This is a genomic window from Janthinobacterium sp. 1_2014MBL_MicDiv, assembly GCF_001865675.1.
Taxonomy (GTDB): Bacteria; Pseudomonadota; Gammaproteobacteria; order Burkholderiales; family Burkholderiaceae_D; genus Janthinobacterium.
Genome location: NZ_CP011319.1, coordinates 1,020,932 through 1,040,703 on the forward strand (window position 1 = coordinate 1,020,932; position 19,772 = coordinate 1,040,703).

At 62.8% G+C, this 19,772-nt stretch carries 15 protein-coding genes; 10 read left to right on the forward strand and 5 right to left on the reverse strand.

All coding sequences use genetic code 11. The features are described from left to right. Positions 1 to 66: 66 nt before the first annotated feature. The 4 genes from moeA to YQ44_RS04490 form a co-directional block, all read right to left on the reverse strand. Positions 67 to 1,914: a molybdopterin molybdotransferase MoeA gene (moeA, locus tag YQ44_RS04475; protein WP_071322355.1), complete on the reverse strand. Its 1,848-nt coding sequence runs from the start codon at positions 1,912 to 1,914 to the stop codon at positions 67 to 69. A 62-nt stretch (positions 1,915 to 1,976) separates the two neighbouring features. After that, positions 1,977 to 3,098, reverse strand: coding sequence for a GTP 3',8-cyclase MoaA (moaA, locus tag YQ44_RS04480; RefSeq protein WP_071322356.1), 1,122 nt, complete (start codon positions 3,096 to 3,098; stop codon positions 1,977 to 1,979). Positions 3,099 to 3,127: 29 nt separating this feature from the next. Then, positions 3,128 to 4,474, reverse strand: a complete 1,347-nt coding sequence (gene chrA, locus YQ44_RS04485) for a chromate efflux transporter (RefSeq protein ID WP_071322357.1) — start codon at positions 4,472 to 4,474, stop codon at positions 3,128 to 3,130. Between the two features lie 107 nt (positions 4,475 to 4,581). After that, complete coding sequence (locus tag YQ44_RS04490) at positions 4,582 to 7,767, reverse strand: Rne/Rng family ribonuclease (protein ID WP_071322358.1); 3,186 nt, start codon at positions 7,765 to 7,767, stop codon at positions 4,582 to 4,584. Positions 7,768 to 8,455: 688 nt separating this feature from the next. Between YQ44_RS04490 and YQ44_RS04500 the strand changes: the two genes are divergently transcribed. From YQ44_RS04500 to YQ44_RS04515, 4 genes are all read left to right on the forward strand, one after another. Then, the gene (locus YQ44_RS04500; protein WP_071322360.1) at positions 8,456 to 9,451 is read left to right on the forward strand and encodes an RluA family pseudouridine synthase; all 996 of its coding nucleotides are present in this window, start codon (positions 8,456 to 8,458) and stop codon (positions 9,449 to 9,451) included. A gap of 77 nt (positions 9,452 to 9,528) precedes the next feature. Further along, positions 9,529 to 10,188, forward strand: coding sequence for an HAD-IIIA family hydrolase (locus YQ44_RS04505; RefSeq protein ID WP_071326253.1), 660 nt, complete (start codon positions 9,529 to 9,531; stop codon positions 10,186 to 10,188). Beyond that, on the forward strand, positions 10,185 to 10,562 hold the full coding sequence (locus YQ44_RS04510) for a Rieske (2Fe-2S) protein (RefSeq protein ID WP_071322361.1): 378 nt from the start codon (positions 10,185 to 10,187) through the stop codon (positions 10,560 to 10,562). The genes YQ44_RS04505 and YQ44_RS04510 overlap by 4 nt, the downstream gene beginning before the upstream one ends. Before the next feature lie 40 nt (positions 10,563 to 10,602). Next, a complete protein-coding gene (locus YQ44_RS04515; RefSeq protein ID WP_071322362.1) occupies positions 10,603 to 11,604 on the forward strand; it encodes a S49 family peptidase in 1,002 nt (333 codons plus the stop codon). 394 nt (positions 11,605 to 11,998) lie between these two features. On the opposite strand, the gene YQ44_RS04520 is transcribed toward YQ44_RS04515, so the two are convergent. Continuing rightward, a complete protein-coding gene (locus tag YQ44_RS04520) occupies positions 11,999 to 12,385 on the reverse strand; it encodes a hypothetical protein (RefSeq protein ID WP_071322363.1) in 387 nt (128 codons plus the stop codon). An 833-nt stretch (positions 12,386 to 13,218) separates the two neighbouring features. On the opposite strand from YQ44_RS04520, the gene YQ44_RS28650 reads away from it, so the two are divergent. The 6 genes from YQ44_RS28650 (at position 13,219) to flhA (ending at position 19,669) form a co-directional block, all read left to right on the forward strand. Next, the gene (locus YQ44_RS28650; protein WP_156894690.1) at positions 13,219 to 13,569 is read left to right on the forward strand and encodes a hypothetical protein; all 351 of its coding nucleotides are present in this window, start codon (positions 13,219 to 13,221) and stop codon (positions 13,567 to 13,569) included. Between the two features lie 46 nt (positions 13,570 to 13,615). Beyond that, positions 13,616 to 13,933 carry a hypothetical protein gene (locus tag YQ44_RS04525; RefSeq protein WP_071322364.1) on the forward strand — a complete coding sequence of 106 codons (318 nt, stop codon included), beginning with the start codon at positions 13,616 to 13,618 and terminating at the stop codon, positions 13,931 to 13,933. 265 nt (positions 13,934 to 14,198) lie between these two features. Then, positions 14,199 to 14,909 (forward strand): pseudouridine synthase, encoded by a 711-nt coding sequence (locus tag YQ44_RS04530; protein WP_071322365.1) that lies wholly within the window; start codon positions 14,199 to 14,201, stop codon positions 14,907 to 14,909. A gap of 214 nt (positions 14,910 to 15,123) precedes the next feature. Then, positions 15,124 to 16,122, forward strand: a complete 999-nt coding sequence (locus YQ44_RS04535) for a fumarylacetoacetate hydrolase family protein (RefSeq protein ID WP_071322366.1) — start codon at positions 15,124 to 15,126, stop codon at positions 16,120 to 16,122. Between the two features lie 260 nt (positions 16,123 to 16,382). Next, positions 16,383 to 17,576: a flagellar biosynthesis protein FlhB gene (gene flhB / locus YQ44_RS04540; protein WP_071322367.1), complete on the forward strand. Its 1,194-nt coding sequence runs from the start codon at positions 16,383 to 16,385 to the stop codon at positions 17,574 to 17,576. Beyond that, positions 17,573 to 19,669, forward strand: coding sequence for a flagellar biosynthesis protein FlhA (flhA, locus tag YQ44_RS04545; RefSeq protein ID WP_071322368.1), 2,097 nt, complete (start codon positions 17,573 to 17,575; stop codon positions 19,667 to 19,669). Before flhB ends, flhA begins: the two co-directional genes overlap by 4 nt. Positions 19,670 to 19,772: the final 103 nt, after the last annotated feature.

Genomic DNA, 19,772 nt, shown 5'->3' on the forward strand with positions numbered 1-19,772 from the left:
GCGCGCAGGCGGTACGATGTGCGGGCTGGAAGCGTCACGCCCGATGGGCATGACGTTGCCGAATACTTAGGTCAGGCCGTGGAACAGCACGATATCGACGGGGTCGCCGGCGGCCACGTGGCCTTGCGCCGCGTGCAGCACGATCATGCAATTGGCTTGCGTCATCGAGCGCAGGATGCCCGAGCCTTGCGCGCCCGTCACGCGCACGTGCTGGCGCCCGTCCGCGTCGCGTTCGACGATGCCGCGCTGGTATTCCGTGCGGCCCCGTTTCTTGCGGATGGGCGCTTGCGCCGCCACTTGCAGCAGCGGCAGGCTGGCCGTGTCCGCATCGGCGCCCATCATGCGCAGCAGGGTGGGACGGGCGAGGAAATAAAACGTCGCCATCACGGCCACCGGGTTGCCGGGCAAGCCCAGCAGCAAGGCCGTTTCGCCGCCGCTGGCGATGCGGCCAAACGCCATGGGGCGGCCCGGGCGCATGTTGATTTGCCAGAAGGCCACTTCGCCGAGGCGCGCCAGGATCTCGCGCGTAAAGTCGGCCGCGCCGCTGGAGACGCCGCCCGAGGTGATGATGACGTCGGCCGCGGCGCAGGCGCCGCGCAGGGCCGCTTCCAGCGCTTGCGGCTGATCCTTGACGATGCCCATGTCGAGCACCTCGCAGCCGAGCCGGGTCAGCATGCCCAGCAGGGTGTAGCGGTTGCTGTCGTAGATGCAGCCGGCGTCGAGCTGCTCGCCGATCGAGCGCAATTCGTCGCCGGTGGAAAAGAAGGCCACGCGCAGGCGGCGGCGCACGGGCACCGTGGCGATGCCCAGCGAGGCCAGCAAGCCCAGTTCGGCCGGACCCAGGTGCTTGCCCTGCAGCAAGGCCGGCTGGCCCTGCATCAAGTCTTCGCCCTTGAAGCGGCGGTTGTCGCCGGGGCGGATGCAGTCGGGCGCCACGGTAATGCCGTGCTCGCCGGCTTGCCGCACCAGCTCCTGCGGCACGACGCTGTCGCAGCCGTCCGGCATGACGGCGCCCGTCATGATGCGCGCGCACTGCCCGCGTTGTACCGTGACGGTGCCGGGGCGGCCGGCCAGGATGGTGTCGACCACGGCCAGGGTCACGGGCGCGTCGCCGCCGAGGTCGGCACTGTGCAGCGCATAGCCATCCATGGCGGAATTGTCGTGCGCGGGCACGCTGATGGGCGAGATGATGTCGGCCGCCAGGATGCGCTCGAGCGCCTGCGGCAGCGGCAATTGTTCGATGTCCGCGACGGGGGCGACGGCGTCGGCCAGCATGGCCTGCGCCACCGGCACGTCCAGGCCCTGCGCCTGCAGGGCCGCCAGGTCCTCCGGCGTATTGATGTTGCCGAATGCGCGGCCATCCTCGAACAGCACTTCGGCCAGTTTCAAGGGGCCGTGCCAGGTGCGCATGCGGCGCTCGCCGGTCGCCAGGTAGGCGTCCAGCTGGGGCAGGGCCGATGTTTTCACCAGGCAAAAGACGGGATGCGGGCGGCGCACCGTCTGTCCCGTCGCAGGATCGATTTCCTCGGTGACGGCGATGGCCAGGTCGGCATCGTGTGCGACGAGGCCGGCGGCCAGGCGCGCAGCCAGGTCGGTCGGCAGCAGCGGCGAGTCGCAGGGCACCGTCAGCAGGTAGGGCGTGGCGGCGTGCTGCATGCCGCTGTGCAAGCCGGCCAGCGGGCCCAGCTGGCCGGGCAGCACGTCGCTCCACACGGGCAGGCCGAAGCGCGCGTAGGCGCCCGCGTGTTCGTTGGCGCTGATGGCCAGCTGGCCCACTTGCGGCGCCAGGCGCTGCAGCACGTGGCGCACGAGGGGCTGGCCGTGCAGGGGCAGCATGCCCTTGTCGGCCTGGCCCATGCGCGTGCCGCGCCCGCCAGCGAGGATGAGGCCGGTAATGTTGTGTTTATCTGTCATGAGAAGCGAAAATGTGGATGCATACGCCATGGTAGCAGCGGCGCGCGCGCGCCGCGCCCGATTCAGCCGCCGATGTACGACATTTCCACTTTCTTTTTACCGCGCTCAAGCGTGCCGCCCGTCAAGTCCGTCTGGCTGGTGCGCAATTGCGAATAGCGGTCGCTACGGCCGCGCCACAGTTGCGCCACCGCCGAGGAAATTTCGGCATCGCTGTGGCCGCCGCGCAGCAGGCTGCGCAGGTCGTGGCCGCTGCTGGCGAACAGGCACGTGTACAGCTTGCCTTCGGTCGATAGGCGGGCGCGGCTGCAGTCGCCGCAGAACGCTTGCGTGACGCTGGAAATGAGGCCGATTTCGCCGCCGCCGTCCGCATAGCGCCAGCGCGCGGCCGTCTCGCCCGTGTAGTTGGGCTCGATGGGCAGCAAGGGCATGTGTTCGCCGATGCGCCGCACGACGTCGGCCGAAGGGATGACTTCCTGCAAGTTCCAGCCGTTCGAGGCGCCCACGTCCATGTATTCGATGAAGCGCAGGATGTAGGGCGTGCCCTTGAAGTGGCGCGCCATCGGCACGATTTCCTGCTCGTTCATGCCGGCCTTGACCACCATGTTGATCTTGATGGGCCCCAGGCCCGCCTGGTGCGCCGCATCGATGCCGTGCAGCACGTCGGCGACGGCGAAATCGACGTCGTTCATGCGCTTGAAGGTGGCGTCGTCGAGCGAATCGAGCGACACGGTGACGCGGTTCAGGCCCGCATCCTTCAAGGCTTGCGCCTTCCTAGCCAGCAGGGAACCATTCGTCGTCAGGGTCAGGTCCAGCGGCTGGCCCGACGGCGTGCGCAGGGCGGCCAGCATGGCGATGAGCTTTTCGATATTCTTGCGCAGCAACGGTTCGCCGCCCGTCAGGCGGATCTTTTCCACGCCATGTGCGACGAACAGGCGCGCGATGCGCGTGATTTCCTCGAACGACAGCAAGTCCGTGTGCGGCAGGTAGACGTGGTTCTTGTCGAACACGTCTTTCGGCATGCAATACACGCAGCGGAAATTGCAGCGGTCGGTAATCGAGATGCGCAGGTCGTGCAGGGGCCGGCCCAGGCGGTCGGCGACGTTGCCGCTGGGACTTTCCAGCCGGTCGGGTATCGCCGGCACCCCATTGCGGGCGTCGGCGAGGAAGATAATCTTGTCAGCCATGAAAGGTGATGCCACTTACGTTAAGTCGTTCAAGGCAGATACGATAGCACGAGGCCGAAGATGGCACAGGCGAGCAGCAATTTGATGGTTCCCATTTGAAACTTGATCAGCGCCACGCCAGCTGCCGCCGCGATGCCGACGGCCAGCCAGTCCCAGTGCGGCACGGGACTTTCTTGCCAGAAGACATGGTGGCCAAAGAACAGGGCCAGGCTGGCGATGACGCCCACCACGGCCGCCGAGATGGCCGTCAGGGGCGCGTTCAGGCGCAGGTTGCCGCGCGATGCTTCCACCACGGGCGCGCCGGCGAGGATGAAGATGAACGAGGGCAGGAAGGTGAACCAGCTGGCGACCAGCGCGCCGCCGATGCCGGCCAGCCACAGATGTTCGCCGGCGCTGCCCGCCGCCTGGCTCCAGCCGCCCACAAAACCGATGAAGGCGACGATCATGATCAAGGGGCCGGGCGTCGTTTCGCCCAGGGCCAGGCCATCCATCATCTGCGCGCTGCTGATCCAGTGGTAGTGCTCGACGGCGCCCTGCACCAGGTAGGGCAGCACGGCGTAGGCGCCGCCAAACGTCAGCAGGGCGGCCTTGCTGAAAAACACACCCATCTGCGCCAGCGGCTGCTCGCGCCCGCCCAGTAGCGCCAGGCCCAGCCAGGTGAGAAAGGCCAGCGCCACGCCCACGGCGGCCGTGCCCAGCAGGCGCGGCCAGCTGAAGCGCGCGTGGGATGGCGTCGGCGTGTCGTCATCGATCAGGGCGGGGCCGAAGCGGGCCGCGCCGCCATGCGGCATGGCGCCGGCATGGAAATGCCCGGGCAGCCAGTGGCCGCCGGCCATGCCCAGCAGGGCGGCGCCGAGCACGATCAGCGGAAATGGCAGATGTAGCGCGGCGATGGCGACAAATGCGGCAGCCGCAATGGCGGTCAGGCCGGGGCTGCGCAAGGTGCGCCGGGCCAGCCGCCAGCCTGCCGCCACCACGATGGCGACGACGGCCGGCTTGACGCCGTACAGGATGCCGGCGATGGCGCTCACGTGGCCGTAGGCCAGGTACAGCCAGGACAGGGCGATCAGGAGCAACAGCGAGGGCAGCAGGAACAGCAGTCCCGCCACGATGCCGCCGCGCGTGCGGTGCATCAGCCAGCCGATGTAGATGGCCAGCTGGGTCGCTTCCGGTCCCGGCAGCAGCATGCAGTAGTTCAAGGCGTGCAGGAAGCGCTGTTCGGAAATCCAGCGCCGTTTTTCCACCAGTTCCGCATGCATCATGGCGATTTGCCCGGCGGGACCGCCAAAGCTGACGCAACCCAGCTTGAGCCAGTACCAGAAGGCGCTGCGCAGGCTGACGGCGGCGGGAGGGGCGGTGGTGGAGTCAGGGAGCATGGCTGGCGGTCTGGCTGGCGTAGGTTGGGGTAGGTATGCGGGGCATAAAAAAAGGGGAAGCCTGAGCTTCCCCTTTCATCATTGGCGGCTGGGTGACCCCGGCGCGCTTATGGACGCTGCGTGTTGACCTGGATCAACGGCTCATCCGATTGCGGCGGCAATGGCTTGCGTTCGCGTGGCTTGCGCACGGGCGCGACGGCCTTGGCGGCAGCTTCCTGTGCCAGGCGCAGCTTTTCCGGATCGGTGGCGGCCAGGGTCAGGCCGGCCGAACCGAGCACCGCGTTCAAGTCCAGCGGCGCGGCCACTGGCGCGGCAGGCGCTGGGGTTGGTGCAGGCGCTGGCGCAGCTTCGGCAACCACGGGCGCGGCTTCTACCACGGCCGGGGCCGCTTCTGCCACGACAGCGGCAGGCGCCGCTTCGGCGACTGGCGCTTCTTCGATCACGGCGATCGCTTCAGCCAGCGGTGCCGTTTCCACGACAGGCACGGCTTCCACGATGATTTCCGCTGGAGCCGGAGCCGGAGCCGGAGCAGCCTCGGCCTTCTCGGCAAAGCTGTACTCGGCGGCAGGAGCAGGCTCGGCAGCGGCTGGTACAGCTTGCGCTGCAGCAACGACGGCCTCGGCTGGTGCTTCCGGCACGATCACGGCGGCAGGGGCGGCCACTTCAGCCACTTCAGCAGCAGGAACCGCTTCGGCAACGTCAGCGGCAGGCGCTGCTGCTTCTGCCTTGGCGATTTCCACGACCTTGGCCACTTCCACCACTTCCACCACGACGGCTGGCGCATCAACGGCAGCTTCCACTGGCGCGGCAACGGCGACGACGGCGGTAGCGGCAGCTACCACGGCGACCGGAGCAGCGTCGGTTTCGTTGGCTGGCGCCACGGTAAAGCTGATCACCGGGGCATCCTGGCCTTCGTTCTCGCCGTTTGCCGATTCGATCAGCTCGCCCGTTTCACGGTCGCGGCGGTTGCGGTTGCGGCCACCACGACGGCGGCGGCGGCGCGGTTCTTCGCCTTCGACGTCGTTTTCCGTCTCTTCGCCTTCAGGACCGGCGTTCGCCGGCGCTTTCAGCAAGTTCGCCGGTGCGGCGTCGGACTCGGGGCCGTTTGACGGCACGACCACGTTGATGGCGCTGGCGGCAGCACCGACCAATGCCAGCTCTTCAGCTTTCACTTCAGCAACAACAGCCTTGTCGGCGCGCGGTTCGCGCGCTTCGCGTGGCTGGCGTGGCGGACGTTCGGCGCGCTCCGGGCGCTCGGCACGTTCCGGACGCTCGGCGCGTTCAGGACGTTCGCCGCGTTCGCGCGGTGCCGCTGCCGTGTCGCCATTCTCGCGCGCTTCACGCGGTTCGCGTGGCGGACGTGGCGGGCGTGGCGGACGTGCCGCTTTTTCCAGTGCTTCCGCTTCTTTCGCGGCGTCGTCCTGGGCTGGACGGCCCTGGCCCGGTTCGCGTTCTTCGCGGCCCGGCTTGCCGTTGCGGCCACGGCCACGCGGGCCACGGCTGTTGCGGTCGCCGCGGTCGGCGCCGGCCGGCTTGGCCGGGGCGACAGGGGCTGGCGCTGGCGCCACCGGTGCCGGGGCGCCGGTGAAGAAGCTGATGATCTTGGCGATCAGGCCTTGCGGCGCGGCAGGCGCGGCCACCGGAGTTGGTTTCGCTTCGACGGGCTTGCGCTCGACCAGCGGTGCCGGCTGGTCAGGCGTGATCGTCTTGACGACGGCTTCCTGGCGCGGCTTGGCTTCTTCCTTCTGGCGCTTGCTGTAAGCCATGTCGGTTTCAGCGTGTTCGGCCAGGTTGTAGCTGGCCTGGCTGTCTTCCAGACGCGGATCGTCGTGCTTGATGCGTTCCAGCTTGTAGTGCGGCGTTTCCAGATGCTTGTTCGGGATCAGGATCACGGCGATGCGGTGGCGGTTCTCGATCTTCAGCACTTCGCCGCGCTTTTCGTTGAGCAGGAAGGCGCCCACGTCGACGGGCACTTGCACGTGGATGGTGGCCGAGTTTTCCTTCATCGCCTCTTCCTGGATGATGCGCAGCACCTGCAGGGCGGACGATTCCGTATCGCGGATGTGGCCGGTGCCGGAGCAGCGCGGGCACGTCACGTGCGAACCTTCGGACAGCGAAGGACGCAGGCGCTGGCGCGACAGTTCCATCAGGCCGAAACGCGAAATCTTGCCCATTTGCACGCGGGCACGGTCATGGTGCAGCGCATCTTTCAGGCGCTGTTCCACTTCGCGCTGGTTCTTCGCCACTTCCATGTCGATGAAGTCGATGACGATCAGGCCGCCCAGGTCGCGCAGGCGCAGCTGGCGGGCCACTTCTTCGGCCGCTTCGCAGTTGGTGTTGAAGGCGGTGGTCTCGATGTCCGAGCCGCGCGTGGCGCGGGCCGAGTTGACGTCGACGGAGACCAGGGCTTCCGTGTGGTCGATGACGATGGCGCCGCCCGATGGCAGCGGCACGGTGCGGCTGTAGGCCGTTTCGATCTGGTGTTCGATCTGGAAGCGCGAGAACAGCGGCACGTCGTCGCTGTAGCGTTTTACGCGGTGCACCATGTCGGGCATCACGTGGCTCATGAACTGGTGCGCCTGGTCGTAGATCTCGTCGGTGTCGATCAGGATCTCGCCGATGTCGGGCTGGAAGTAGTCGCGGATGGCGCGGATGACGAGCGACGATTCCTGGTAGATCAGGAAGGCGCCGTTGGCCGACTTGCCGGCGCCTTCGATGGCGCGCCACAGTTGCATCAGGTAATTCAAGTCCCACTGCAGTTCATCGACGTTGCGGCCGATGCCGGCGGTGCGGGCGATCACGGACATGCCAGCTGGCAAGTCCAGTTTATCCATGGTTTCGCGCAATTCCTGGCGCTCTTCGCCTTCCACGCGGCGCGATACGCCACCGCCACGCGGGTTGTTCGGCATCAATACCAGGTAACGGCCGGCCAGCGAAACGAACGAGGTCAGGGCGGCGCCCTTGTTGCCGCGTTCTTCTTTTTCCACCTGGACCATGATTTCCTGGCCTTCGCGCAGCGCTTCCTTGACGGAGGCATTGCGCACGTCCACGCCTTCGCGGAAGTACGTGCGGGCAACTTCCTTGAAAGGCAGGAAGCCGTGGCGGTCTTCGCCATAGCTGACGAAGCAGGCTTCGAGCGATGGCTCGATGCGCGTGATCACGCCCTTGTAGATGTTGGATTTGCGCTGTTCGCGCCCGGCTGTCTCGATATCGATGTCGATCAGTTTTTGTCCGTCGACAATCGCTACGCGCAGTTCTTCTTGCTGCGTGGCATTAAACAACATGCGTTTCATTTTTATAACTCCGCGACCCGTAGGCCATCTCAAAGCCGCTTCCGGGGAAGCGGCGAAAGTACAGGGATATATGCGAGAACGGGAGTGTTGGCGGGGGGAATGCCTTAGCGTGCGGAGCAACAACGTGTACGAGGTATACGTTGCGGCCGCAACAGGGCGCGGTGAGGTCGATCGTCATGCCGAGTGCACAGGACACCTGCAACTCATCTGAAGCAGCCCGGATGCCGGGGGCAGAGAATGCAGGTGGTCAGCAAATTCAGAGCCAAATCGTAAGCCGGCTCATTACAGGGATCGCGATGGCGAGGCTTGGCCTCAGCCTATTCATCGACAACCCTCAGTATTGTGGCCTCATACGGGGTTTGGCGAAAACGGCAAGCGTTATCAACTTCATCAACCCGCGAGCCCGACTCGATAAGTCGCGCTAACGGGTACTTATCCTTATAATCCAATACACTCTCTTCAGCATCTCCACGCGTTATCCGATTACAACTACGGTGCAACCTTGATTCGCGCAGGGATGGTGCATATACATTTTTTTCCACCGAATTTGCAATTTGGCGAGGCCGGTGGAGACGCCCCTGTGTAAAATGTGCTTTTATTCTTACACTCGCAGCAGCCAGGGCCGCAGCAAAAACAATTATATATTCAAAATGAAGGACTTAGAGAGATTTCTGGGAAGACATAGTAAATGAAGAGTCAAAATGATGTTGTTCCCCCTTCAACACCCCCGGTTCAGCCGCAAGCCCAATTCGTAACGATCGCCGAGGAAGAAGCAGGCCAGCGCATCGACAACTACTTATTAAGAGTGTGCAAGGGAGTGCCTAAAAGCCACATCTACCGGATCTTGCGATCGGGAGAAGTGCGGGTCAATAAAGGCCGTATCGATCAGCTGTACCGTCTCGCCGCCGGCGACGTGGTGCGCATTCCCCCCGTGCGCGTGGCCGAAAAGGCGCCCACGGGCGCGCCGGCCGCCGAATTTGCCATCATCTTCGAAGACGCGCAGCTGCTCGTCATCGACAAGCCGGCCGGCGTGGCCGTGCATGGCGGCTCGGGCGTGTCGTTCGGCGTGATCGAGCAATTGCGCGCTTCGCGTCCCGACGCCAAGTTCCTCGAGCTGGTGCACCGCCTGGACCGCGACACGTCCGGCCTGTTGTTGCTGGCAAAGAAACGTTCCGCGCTGACCAACTTGCACGAGCAGATGCGCGACGGCGTCACGGACAAGCGCTATCTGGTGCTGGTGGCCGGCGACTGGAAGAATGCGCGCCAGCATATCAAGTTGCCATTGCATAAATATACGACGGCCGAAGGCGAGCGCCGGGTGGCCGTGCAGGCCGATGGCCTGGCCTCGCACACGGTGTTTTCGCTGTTGCATAAATATCACAACTTCGCCTTGCTGGAAGCGGAATTGAAGACGGGACGCACGCACCAGATCCGCGTGCACCTGTCTTCGTCTGGCTTCCCCATCGCCGGCGACGATAAATATGGCGACTTTGCCCTCAACCGTGCCCTGTTGAAAGCCGACAGCACGCGCGGCGCCCTGAAACGCATGTTCCTGCATGCGCATCAAATCACGTTCACGCATCCGGAAACGGGCAAGACGATGACCTTGAACGCGCCGCTGGCTGCCGAATGCCAGCGTTTCTTGGTAAGCTTGGGCAAACCGTTGGCCGTTGCCCCACGTTAAGTGTGGCCGGGACTATCCACAAGATAGTCAGGCCATTATTCATTCTCAAGGAGCCGGCGGCTATGTCGTCGGGAAACATGGCAAGAAAGCAATTTGATCTGATCGTCTTCGATTGGGACGGTACGCTGATAGACAGTACCTCGACCATCGTCAAGTGCATCCAGGCGTCGGCCAAAGACCTGGGCTTGCCTGTTCCCACCGAGTTGCTGGCTTCGCACGTGATCGGCCTGGGCTTGCAGGAAGCCATGCAGCTGGTGATGCCCGATGTCGAGCCGAAATACCATGCGCGCATGGCGGAGCGTTATCGCTATCACTATCTGTCGCGCGACCACGAGCTGGCCCTGTTTCCTGGCGTACAGGACATGCTGCAGGACTTGTCGCAGCAGGCGTATTTCCTCGCCGTCGCCACGGGCAAGAGCCGCGTCGGCCTGAACCGTTCGCTGAACGCCGTCAAGCTGCTGTCGCTGTTCGACGCGACGCGTTGCGCCGACGAAACCTTTTCCAAGCCCCATCCGGCCATGTTGCAGGAACTGACGCGCGAATTGGGGCAGGATATGCGCCGTACCGTGATGATCGGCGACACCAGCCATGATTTATTGATGGCAAGCAATGCGGGCGCGGCCGGTATTGCCGTAGAGTATGGTGCGCATCCTGTCGAACAGTTGCAGGCATGCAAGCCCCTGTATTCGGCGGCCACGGTGACCGAGCTGCATCAATGGCTGAGCGAGCACGCATGATGAGTGACCTTGTCGACGTGTTCATCTGCGCCGCCGACGCGGTGGCCGAGGGGGGCAAGGGCGTGCGCTTTCCCGTCCTGGCCGGCGGCGAAACCACCACCGGCTTTGTCGTGCGTTATGACGGTAAGCCGTACGGCTACCTGAATCGCTGTGCCCACGTGCCGATCGAGCTGGACTGGGCCGAAGGCGAGTTTTTCGAATCCAGCGGCCTGTATCTGATGTGTTCGACGCATGGCGCCATCTATGTGCCCGACAGCGGCTATTGCGCGGGCGGCCCCTGCAAGGGCGGCCGCCTGCGTCCGATTCCCGTGGCCGAGCGCGATGGCCAGCTGTACTGGCAGCCTGACGATTATGTGCGGCCTGTGCCGGCCTGATGCCGGGCGCCGCCTTCCTGCAATTTAAGCAAAGTGAACTATGAGCGATAACACGAATGACAAGCTGGACAGCAGCGCGCCAGCCGCCGGCAACGGCGCCCCTGCAGGGCACTGGGAGCGCGACGTGCTGGAAAAGCTGGTGTTTGCGACCTTGCAGGAGCAGCGCGCGCACCGCCGCTGGAGCGTCTTCTTCAAGGTCTTCAGCCTGCTGATCGTGCTGTTCGCCCTGTGGGTGTTTTATGACTACAACAGCGCGGACGACAGCGAAACCCTGGGCCGCCACACGGCCCTGATCGACATCAGCGGCGCCATCGAGTCCGAAGGCAGCGGCTCGGCCGCCGTCGTCATCCCCGCGCTGGACAAGGCCTTTTCCGACAGCGGTTCCGTCGCCGTGGTGCTGCATATAAACAGTCCGGGCGGCAGTCCCGTGCAGGCCGGCATGATCGTCGACGAGATGCAGCGCTTGCGCAAGGGCTATCCGGACAAGCCGCTGTATGTGGTGGTCGATGAAATGTGCGCCTCGGGCGGCTATTACATCGCCGCCGCCGCCGACCGCATCTACGTCAACAAGGCCAGCGTCGTCGGTTCCATCGGCGTCTTGATGGATGGCTTCGGCTTCACGGGCGTGATGGAAAAGGTCGGTGTCGAGCGCCGCCTGCTGACGGCTGGCGAGAACAAGGGTTTCATGGATCCGTTCAGCCCGCTGACGGAAAAACACAAGGCGTATGCACAGGGCATGCTCGATGAAATCCACCAGCAGTTCATCGAAGTGGTGCGCACGGGCCGCGGCAAGCGCCTGAAGGAAACGCCGGACACCTTCTCCGGCCTGTACTGGACGGGCGCGAAAGCCGTCGAGATGGGCCTGGCCGATGACTTCGGCACGGTCGACAGCGTGGCGCGCGACGTGGTCAAGGCGGAAGACATCGTCGACTACACGCAGCACGAAGGTTTGCCGGAACGGGTACTGAAAAAATTTGGCGCAGCCATGGGCGCGGGGGCCATGAAGGCGGCCGTGCAGCAGGCGCAGCCGGCGTTGCGTTGAGGATATCTCTCGTATCAGCTTGGCAATCCAGTTGAGAATGATTTGCAATAAGATGCTGATTTGCCTTGAAAATCGACCTGCTTGGGCTATAGTGAAGCGGTAGTTCTTTTCAAGGAGGGGCGATATATCCAACTATGTTGTCAGTACTTTGATTGGCAGGTCCTGGAACTACTCGCCGCATCGCAGATGTGGTTTTGAGTGAATTTACATTCCTCACTAAAGTCCCGTTGGGGCTTGGGAACGGCGGCGCAATGCCGCCGTTTCCTTTTGTGTGCCGCCATCGCTGGCGCTATCGATGAGGGTAGGGCTGCTGACGACCGCAACGCCGCATGGCGCGCGGGGTGGAGTGGCATGCATGCAAGGGCAGGGCATGGGTGGCCGGGCATGGCCGCCTTCAGGCGGCGCAGTCGTTACAGTGCGCAGGCAAGGTCGGGGCAAGGGACTGCTTAGCCTGCGCGATGGTTTCCTTTGTGATCGGCGATGGGGCGGAGGCTGGCGCGGGCGCCGCGTCCTGGTTCTCGCTCAGCATGTCGGCCTGGGCAAAGCCGCCCTGTTCCAGCCAGCACATGAAATGGCATTGCGCCTCCGCGTGCCAGCGCATCTGGCTGGTCGCCATCGGCGCGTCGTCGCCGGCCACGAAGGCCTCTTCCCGCGAGGGGCAGGCGCCGCGCCAGCGCGCCACGGCCAGGTTAACTTTATGCATCGCATCCTGTTCGGTGGCGATACGGCGGCGCATGTCGTCTATGCTGCCTTGCAAGGCAATGGTGTCGGTGTGCTTCATACGATGTCCTTCCCGGTCGTTCGTGGCTACTGCCGAAATTCCTAAAGCACGTTAGGCGGATTCCTAACGAAGTTTCAGTCTATCAATGCAATATTCCGAGCGCTTGATCTATCTCAAAGGAATCGTTCATCAAACACATTGTCATGCATTTTTTGTGCGGCGATCGAATGACGTGCCTGGTAATTATTGTATTTAAAACAGTATTAAACGGCAGGGTAACTGGCACCGTGCCGCTTGCGGGCGTTGGGTTTTTTTCCTTGCTGCCCTCCTTGTGCGAGTCAGCGATGCACTGCCCGACCGTTGCATGCTGAATGAGGAAACGCAGATGCATTATTTGCCAGCGATGGAAATTTTTATTTGTTTGACATCCTGGTTTGCAGGTGTGAAAATGTTGCCGATTTAATTAGCATGCCGATTTTGTTGATCGTATGCGTAATGAAAATCTATTTTCTGGTTCTGAATCATTTCAGCGATATCAAATCCCGCGTCCGCTTTCATTGTTGCTGCCACTTTCATACGGTTTGAAAGCGTGGTGGTGGCCGAACAGGATATGCCGGGACATCGTGCAGGCAATTTCGAAATAAAGGGCGGTTGACGCACGTTGCCGAGTTGTTGTGTTACGGCAGTGCAGATTGCCATCTTGAAGGCTGGGGATACACAAGAGAGCCTTTTCTCCTTGCTGTCACTGGATAAAATGAGCCCATGTCCGTTGATGGGAAAAGTACTCCGCGATGCACTGCTTATTGATCCATCCTGTTCAGCTGTTAGTTTTTTGTTTGGTGCCGTGCCGCTCTTGGCCGGATGATTTTTTGTCTATAGGGAAGGTGCATTGAATGTTTCAATTTTCCAATTTCGTTAAAAGTTCCAATTTTTATAAAAGCATGGCTTTGCTGTCGCTGTCCTTGATGTCGGCTTCCTCGCATGCACAAGGGGTGTCGTTCGATGTTGCGGGTGTAACGATCACTACTGTCGGTGTGCATGGGGCAACTCCGTATTTCCGCATTCAGGAGCCGCTGGCGGCGCAGTGTGCCTATCTGCTGATTTATATTCCCTCAGATAAGAAATCCATGTATGCGCAAGTGCTGGCGGCGAAACTGGCAGGAAGAAAATTAAGCCGTGTGAATTACACCTTGACGAATGGGCCGAATTCCGAATGCCACGCAGTTGTTGTGGAGATGGAATAGTTGTTTGGATTGTAAATACCGGGTTTGCCCTATTTCAGGATGCATTGTGAGAAAATTTTTTGCGGCTTTGTGTTTTTTGTCTTTTTCGATATCCAATGCCTGCGCCTTAGAGACCGCGGCTGGCAAGGTGATGAATATGGAAGCGACTTATCTTCCCGGGACTATATTTTTCCAGCTTGATGGCGGCAGCGCATCCTGTCCTGCCGGTGCCCGCATCGAATGGTCCAAGGCCGATCAGGCAAATAATAAAGCGATCTATGCGACCTTGCTGACTTCTTTGGTCTCTGGCGTAAAAGTTGGTGTCGTGATAAACGACGGCGATAAGACGTGCAAGGGGCAATTTATTTATGTGATAGCCAGCTGATTGTCCCTTTATTCGCAGCGTACTGGATGCGAGTAGCGGGGAATTGTCGCCACGGCATGTTGCCGTCATGCCCGCTGCTGAGCAGCCGACGATCGCCAGGTGATGCACGAAATGTGGACGGCGATGCGCGCCAGGTGGCGCCGACAGCATCGCCGGCGGCAGCCGCTGCGGAAGGGGCGCCGCACGCCACCTGCCTTGAGCTTGCTTCTGCCGTCCCCCCTGGCGAATCTTCACGCTGCCAGCCGCTTCTGGTAAAGTCACGCCCATGAGTAAATTATCCCTAGACCGCATCCTGCAATCGCAGGGTTTTGGCACGCGTAAATATTGCCGTTCCCTTATCGACGATGGCGATGTCGTCATCGATGGCATCACCCAGACCAATTACCGCACCACCGTCGAGACCGATGGACTGGTGCTGCACGTCTTCGAGGAAGAGTGGGTCTACCGCCAGCACCTGTACCTGGCGCTGTACAAGCCGGCCAATTTCGAGTGCTCGCGCAAGCCCAGTCACCATCCCGGCGTACTGACCCTGTTGCCGGAACAGTTCACCTGGCGTGAAGTGCAGCCCGTCGGGCGGCTCGACCACGATACGACCGGCATGCTGCTGATGTCCGACGATGGCCCATTTATCCATGCGCAATCGTCGCCGAAGCGTCACGTTCCGAAGATTTACCAGGCCACCACGCAAGAGCCCGTCACGGATGAGCTGGTGGCCCTGCTGCTGGCTGGCGTGCAATTGCATGACGAACCGGCGCCGCTGGCGGCCCTGGTCTGCGTCAAGCGTGGCGAGCACCAGCTGGAAATTGTGCTCGAGCAAGGCAAATACCACCAGGTCAAGCGCATGCTGGCCGCCGCCGGCAACCATTGCAGCGCGCTGCACCGTTCCGCCATCGGCAGCCTGACCCTGGAATCGCTGGGCATCGCCGAAGGCGAGTGGTGCTATCTGACGCCGGAACAACTGGCGCTGCTGGCCTGAAAACAGCTGGCCTAAGCTGCTGCGCGTCGCGCTTTGCGGCCTGCGATGCTCGCCGTGCACTGGCACGGCTGCGCTTCTCGGCCGCAAATCACTGCCGCTCGCGATGGTTCTGCCTGAAGCTCCACCTCTCTCCTTAATCGCCAGATGCCGTGATTTCGCGGCTTTTTGGTGTTTTTAGCCCCCTATTGCCTGCATTTGACGAAGTTTCCCGCACATGAAATTAGCTACCCTGAACGATGGCACGCGCGATGGCCAGCTGGCTGTCGTCTCGCGTGACCTGAAAACGGCGCATCTGGCCGACGGCATCGCCTCGACCCTGCAAAAGGCGCTCGACGACTGGAGCTTCATCGCACCCCAGCTGGACTTGCTGTACCAGACCATCAATAGCGGACGCGGCCATCGTGCCTTCGACTTCGATCCCGCCAACTGCATGGCGCCCTTGCCGCGCAGCAGCCTGCGCGTGGCGGGCGCCGCTTACCTGCAGCAGATCGAACGGGCTTGCAAGGCCGCCGGGGCGGAAGCGCCCGCCAATCTGCGCGACGCTCCAAGGATGTACCAGGGCGCCAGCGACGCTTTCCTCGGCGCCCACGAAGACATTACCCTGGCGCACGAGCAGTGGGGCATCGATTACGAAGCGGGCATCGCCGCCATCACGGACGATGTCGCCATGGGCTCCACGCCTGACCAGGCGCACCTGAACATCAAGCTGCTGATGCTGGTCAACGACATCACCCTGCGCAACCTGGCGCCCGACGAGCAGGCCGGCGGCTACGGCTTCCTGCAGGCGAAGCCGGCCATGGCATGTTCTCCCGTGGCCATCACGCCCGACGAGCTGGGCGACGCCTGGCGCGGCGGCAAGGTGCATTACGCCCTGCGCTGCAGCCTGAATGGCAAGTTGTCGGGCCAGCCCCATGCGGGCGCCGACATGGCTTTCAATTACCCGCAGCTGCTGGCCCATCTGTGCCAGACGCGCAACGTTCGGGCCGGCGGCGTGGTGAGCGCGGGCGGCGTCGCCAACAAGGAAATCAAGAAGGGTTTTTCCAGTATCGTTGAGCGACGTAACCAGGAGATGATCGCCGATGGCGTCGCCAGCACGCCGTTCCTGCTGTTTGGCGATGTCGTTCGACTGGAAATGCTGGGCGATGACGGCAAGTCGTTGTTTGGCGCGATTGAGCAAACCGTAAAGCAAGCCGAGGCGAGAAAAAATCGCTAGGGCCCCGAGAAAATGGCCATGACGGCGTTGCAGTCCTTCTCCGTACATTCGTGCTGTCTTCGGGGCTGCGCCTTGTCCTGGCCATTTTTCGGTCTCCTGTGACGTGGCGCCTGCGGCGCCTTGTTTCATCTAGGCAAAGGAAATGCCGGGGAAATGCCCCCCTGTTCCGCCGATGGCGTGGGCCCGCTTGAACCGATAATGCGACATGCCCAGTCCGTATTGCGCCTAGCCAGGACGCAGGACTTCACCGGAGTTGATTGATGTCGGAAGACAGCGACGCAGAAAAGACCGAAGCCGCGTCACCGAAGCGCCTCGAGCAGGCGCGTGAGGAAGGCGACGTTCCGCGATCGCGTGAAGTGGCCACGTTTACGGTGCTGATGGCGTCCGGCTGCTGCCTGTGGTTTGCCGGCGACGCCATCGTGCGCCGGCTGACGGCCGTCATGGTGTCCGGGCTGACACTCGACCGTGAACAGATACTCAATCCCGATGCGATGATGTTGCGCATCGGCTATGACGTGGGCTCGGTACTGCTGACCTGTTTGCCATACGCCGCGGCCATCATGCTCGTGGCGCTGGCCTCGCCCGTGCTGGTCGGTGGCTGGCTGTTCAGTTCCAAGGCGTTTACGCCGAATTTTGGCAAGCTCAACCCGATTCGCGGCCTGGGCAATATGGTGTCGAAGAATGCCCTGGTGGAATTGCTGAAGGCCGTCGCCAAGACCATCGTTGTCGGCGTCGTCGCCTGGCTGGTGATGCAGCATCAAAAGGATGCCGTGCTGGGCTTGTCGGTCGAATCGCTGCGTGCCGGCTCGGCGCACCTGATCAGCTTGCTGATCACGGCCTTTTTGCTGATCGTCGGCGCGCTGGGCCTGATCGCCGCCATCGACGGCCCCTACCAGATGTGGCACTACGCCAACAAGATGAAGATGACCTTGCAGGAAGTCAAGCAAGAGTCGAAGGAATCGGACGGCAATCCGCAGATCAAGGCGAAAATCCGCCAGATGCAGCATGAAATGTCGCGCCGCCGCATGATGGCCGACGTGCCGACGGCCGACGTGGTGGTGACCAACCCGACGCACTATGCGGTGGCGCTGAAATACGGCGAGAATTCGCGCGGCGCGCCGCAGGTGGTGGCCAAGGGCATCGACGAGGTGGCGGCGAAGATCCGCGAACTGGCCGGCGAGCACAAGGTCGCCATCCTGGAAGCGCCGGCCCTGGCGCGTGCGCTGTACAAGCACACGGAGATCGGCGACGAGATACCCGAAGCGCTGTACGGCGCCGTGGCCGAGGTGCTGGCGTATGTGTTCCAGCTGCGCAGCTACGGCAAGGGCCAGGGCGAGCGTCCCGACAAGCCGAAGAAACTGGATGTGCCGCCCGAGCTCGACCCGCAGAACCCCGCATCGCAGACACCGCCCGCAGCAGACGCGGCAGACAAGAATAAAGGAAGTGCACCATGAACGGTTTGACCATGCCAGCCTGGTTGAGCGGATTGAAAGGCAACGCCAGCAAGGGCCTCGCCGCGCCGATCATCATCATCATGCTGCTGGCGATGATGGTGCTGCCGCTGCCCGCCTTCATCCTCGACATCTTCTTCAGTTTCAACATCGCGCTGTCCATCATCGTGCTGCTGACGGCGCTGTACACGGTCAAGCCGCTCGACTTCATGGCCTTCCCGACCATCCTGCTCGTGTCGACCATGCTGCGCCTGTCGCTGAACGTGGCGTCCACGCGCGTGGTGCTGACGGAAGGCCATACGGGCGCCGACGCGGCCGGCAAGGTGATCGAAGCGTTCGGTCACTTCTTGATTGGCGGTAATTACACGGTCGGTATCGTGGTCTTCATTATTTTGACCATCATCAACTTTACCGTCGTCACCAAGGGTGCGGGCCGTATCGCCGAGGTGGGCGCCCGCTTCGCGCTGGACGCCATGCCGGGTAAACAGATGGCCATCGACGCCGACCTGAATGCCGGCCTGATCGGCGAAGACGAGGCGCGCCGCCGCCGCACGGAAGTGGCGCAGGAAGCGGAATTCTATGGCGCCATGGACGGTGCCAGCAAATACGTGCGCGGCGACGCCATCGCCGGCATCATGGTCACCGTCATCAATATCGTCGGCGGCTTGCTGGTGGGCTTGCTGCAGCACGACATGGGCTTTGCCGATGCGCTCAAGAACTACACCCTGCTGGCCATCGGTGACGGCCTGGTGGCGCAGATTCCTTCGCTGATCATTTCCACGGCGGCCGGTATCGTCGTCTCGCGCGTGGCCAGCGAGCAGGACATCGGTACCCAGCTGGTGGGGCAATTGTTTGCGAAACCGCAAGTGCTGTACATCACGGCCGGCATCATCGGCGGCATGGGCTTGATTCCCGGCATGCCGAACATGGTCTTCATCCTGCTGGCGTCCCTGCTGGCCGGTTCCGCGTATCTGATCAGCAAGAAGCGCACGCAGGCGAAAGAGGCGGCCGAAAAGCCGGCCGAGGTGCAGCAAGCCACGGTGGCGCCCGAGCAGGAAGAGGCCAGCTGGCAAGACATCATGCCCGTCGATACCCTGGGCCTGGAAGTGGGCTACCGCCTGATTCCGCTGGTCGACAAGACGCAGGGCGGCGAATTGCTCAAGCGCATCAAAGGCATCCGCAAGAAATTCGCCCAGGAAGTGGGCTTTTTGGCACCGCCCGTGCATATCCGCGACAATCTGGAATTGAAACCGTCGGCCTACCGCATCACGCTCAAGGGCGTGGAAGTGGGGGTTGGCGAAGCATTCAATGGCCAGTTCCTGGCGATCAACCCCGGCATGGCCAGCGGCACCTTGCCCGGCCTGTCCACGACGGACCCGGCCTTCGGCTTGCCGGCCACGTGGATCGAGGCCAGCCTGCGCGACCAGGCGCAGTCGATGGGCTACACGGTGGTCGATGCGGGCACCGTGGTGGCCACGCACCTGAACCACCTGATCACCTCGCACGCTTCCGAATTGCTGGGCCGCGCGGAAGTGCAGGCGCTGCTCGACCACCTGGGCAAGGATGCGCCGCGCCTGGTGGAGGACCTGGTGCCGAAGATGCTGTCGCTGTCGACGCTGCAAAAAGTGCTGCAGAACCTGCTGATGGAAGGCGTGCACATCCGCGACATGCGCACCATCATCGAAACCCTGGCCGAGCACACGGTGCACACGCAGGATCCGAACGACCTGACGGCGCTGGTGCGCGTGGCCCTGGGCCGCGCCATCGTGCAGCAACTGTTCCCCGGCGCGGCCGAACTGTCCGTGATGACGCTCGACAGCCGCCTCGAGCGCCTGCTGATGCAGGCGATGGGCAATGGCGGCGATGGCGCGGGCATCGAGCCTGGCCTGGCCGACACCATCGCCCACCAGGCGGGCCTGGCCGCGCAGCAGCAGGAAGCGCTGGGCCTGACGCCCGTGCTGCTGGTGCCGGCGCCGCTGCGCGCGCTGCTGTCGCGCTTCCTGCGCCGCGCCCTGCCGCAGCTGAAGGTGCTGTCGCATGCGGAAGTGCCGGAAACCAAGACCATCCGCGTCACCAGCCTGGTGGGCGCGCAGTAGTTGCCTGATAAGCAAGGCGGGGCCGTTCCGGCGCGAACGGCCCCGTTTTTTACTTGCCGCACCTCAATTTCCTCACGGCAAACTGAATAACGGGTACTTTCCC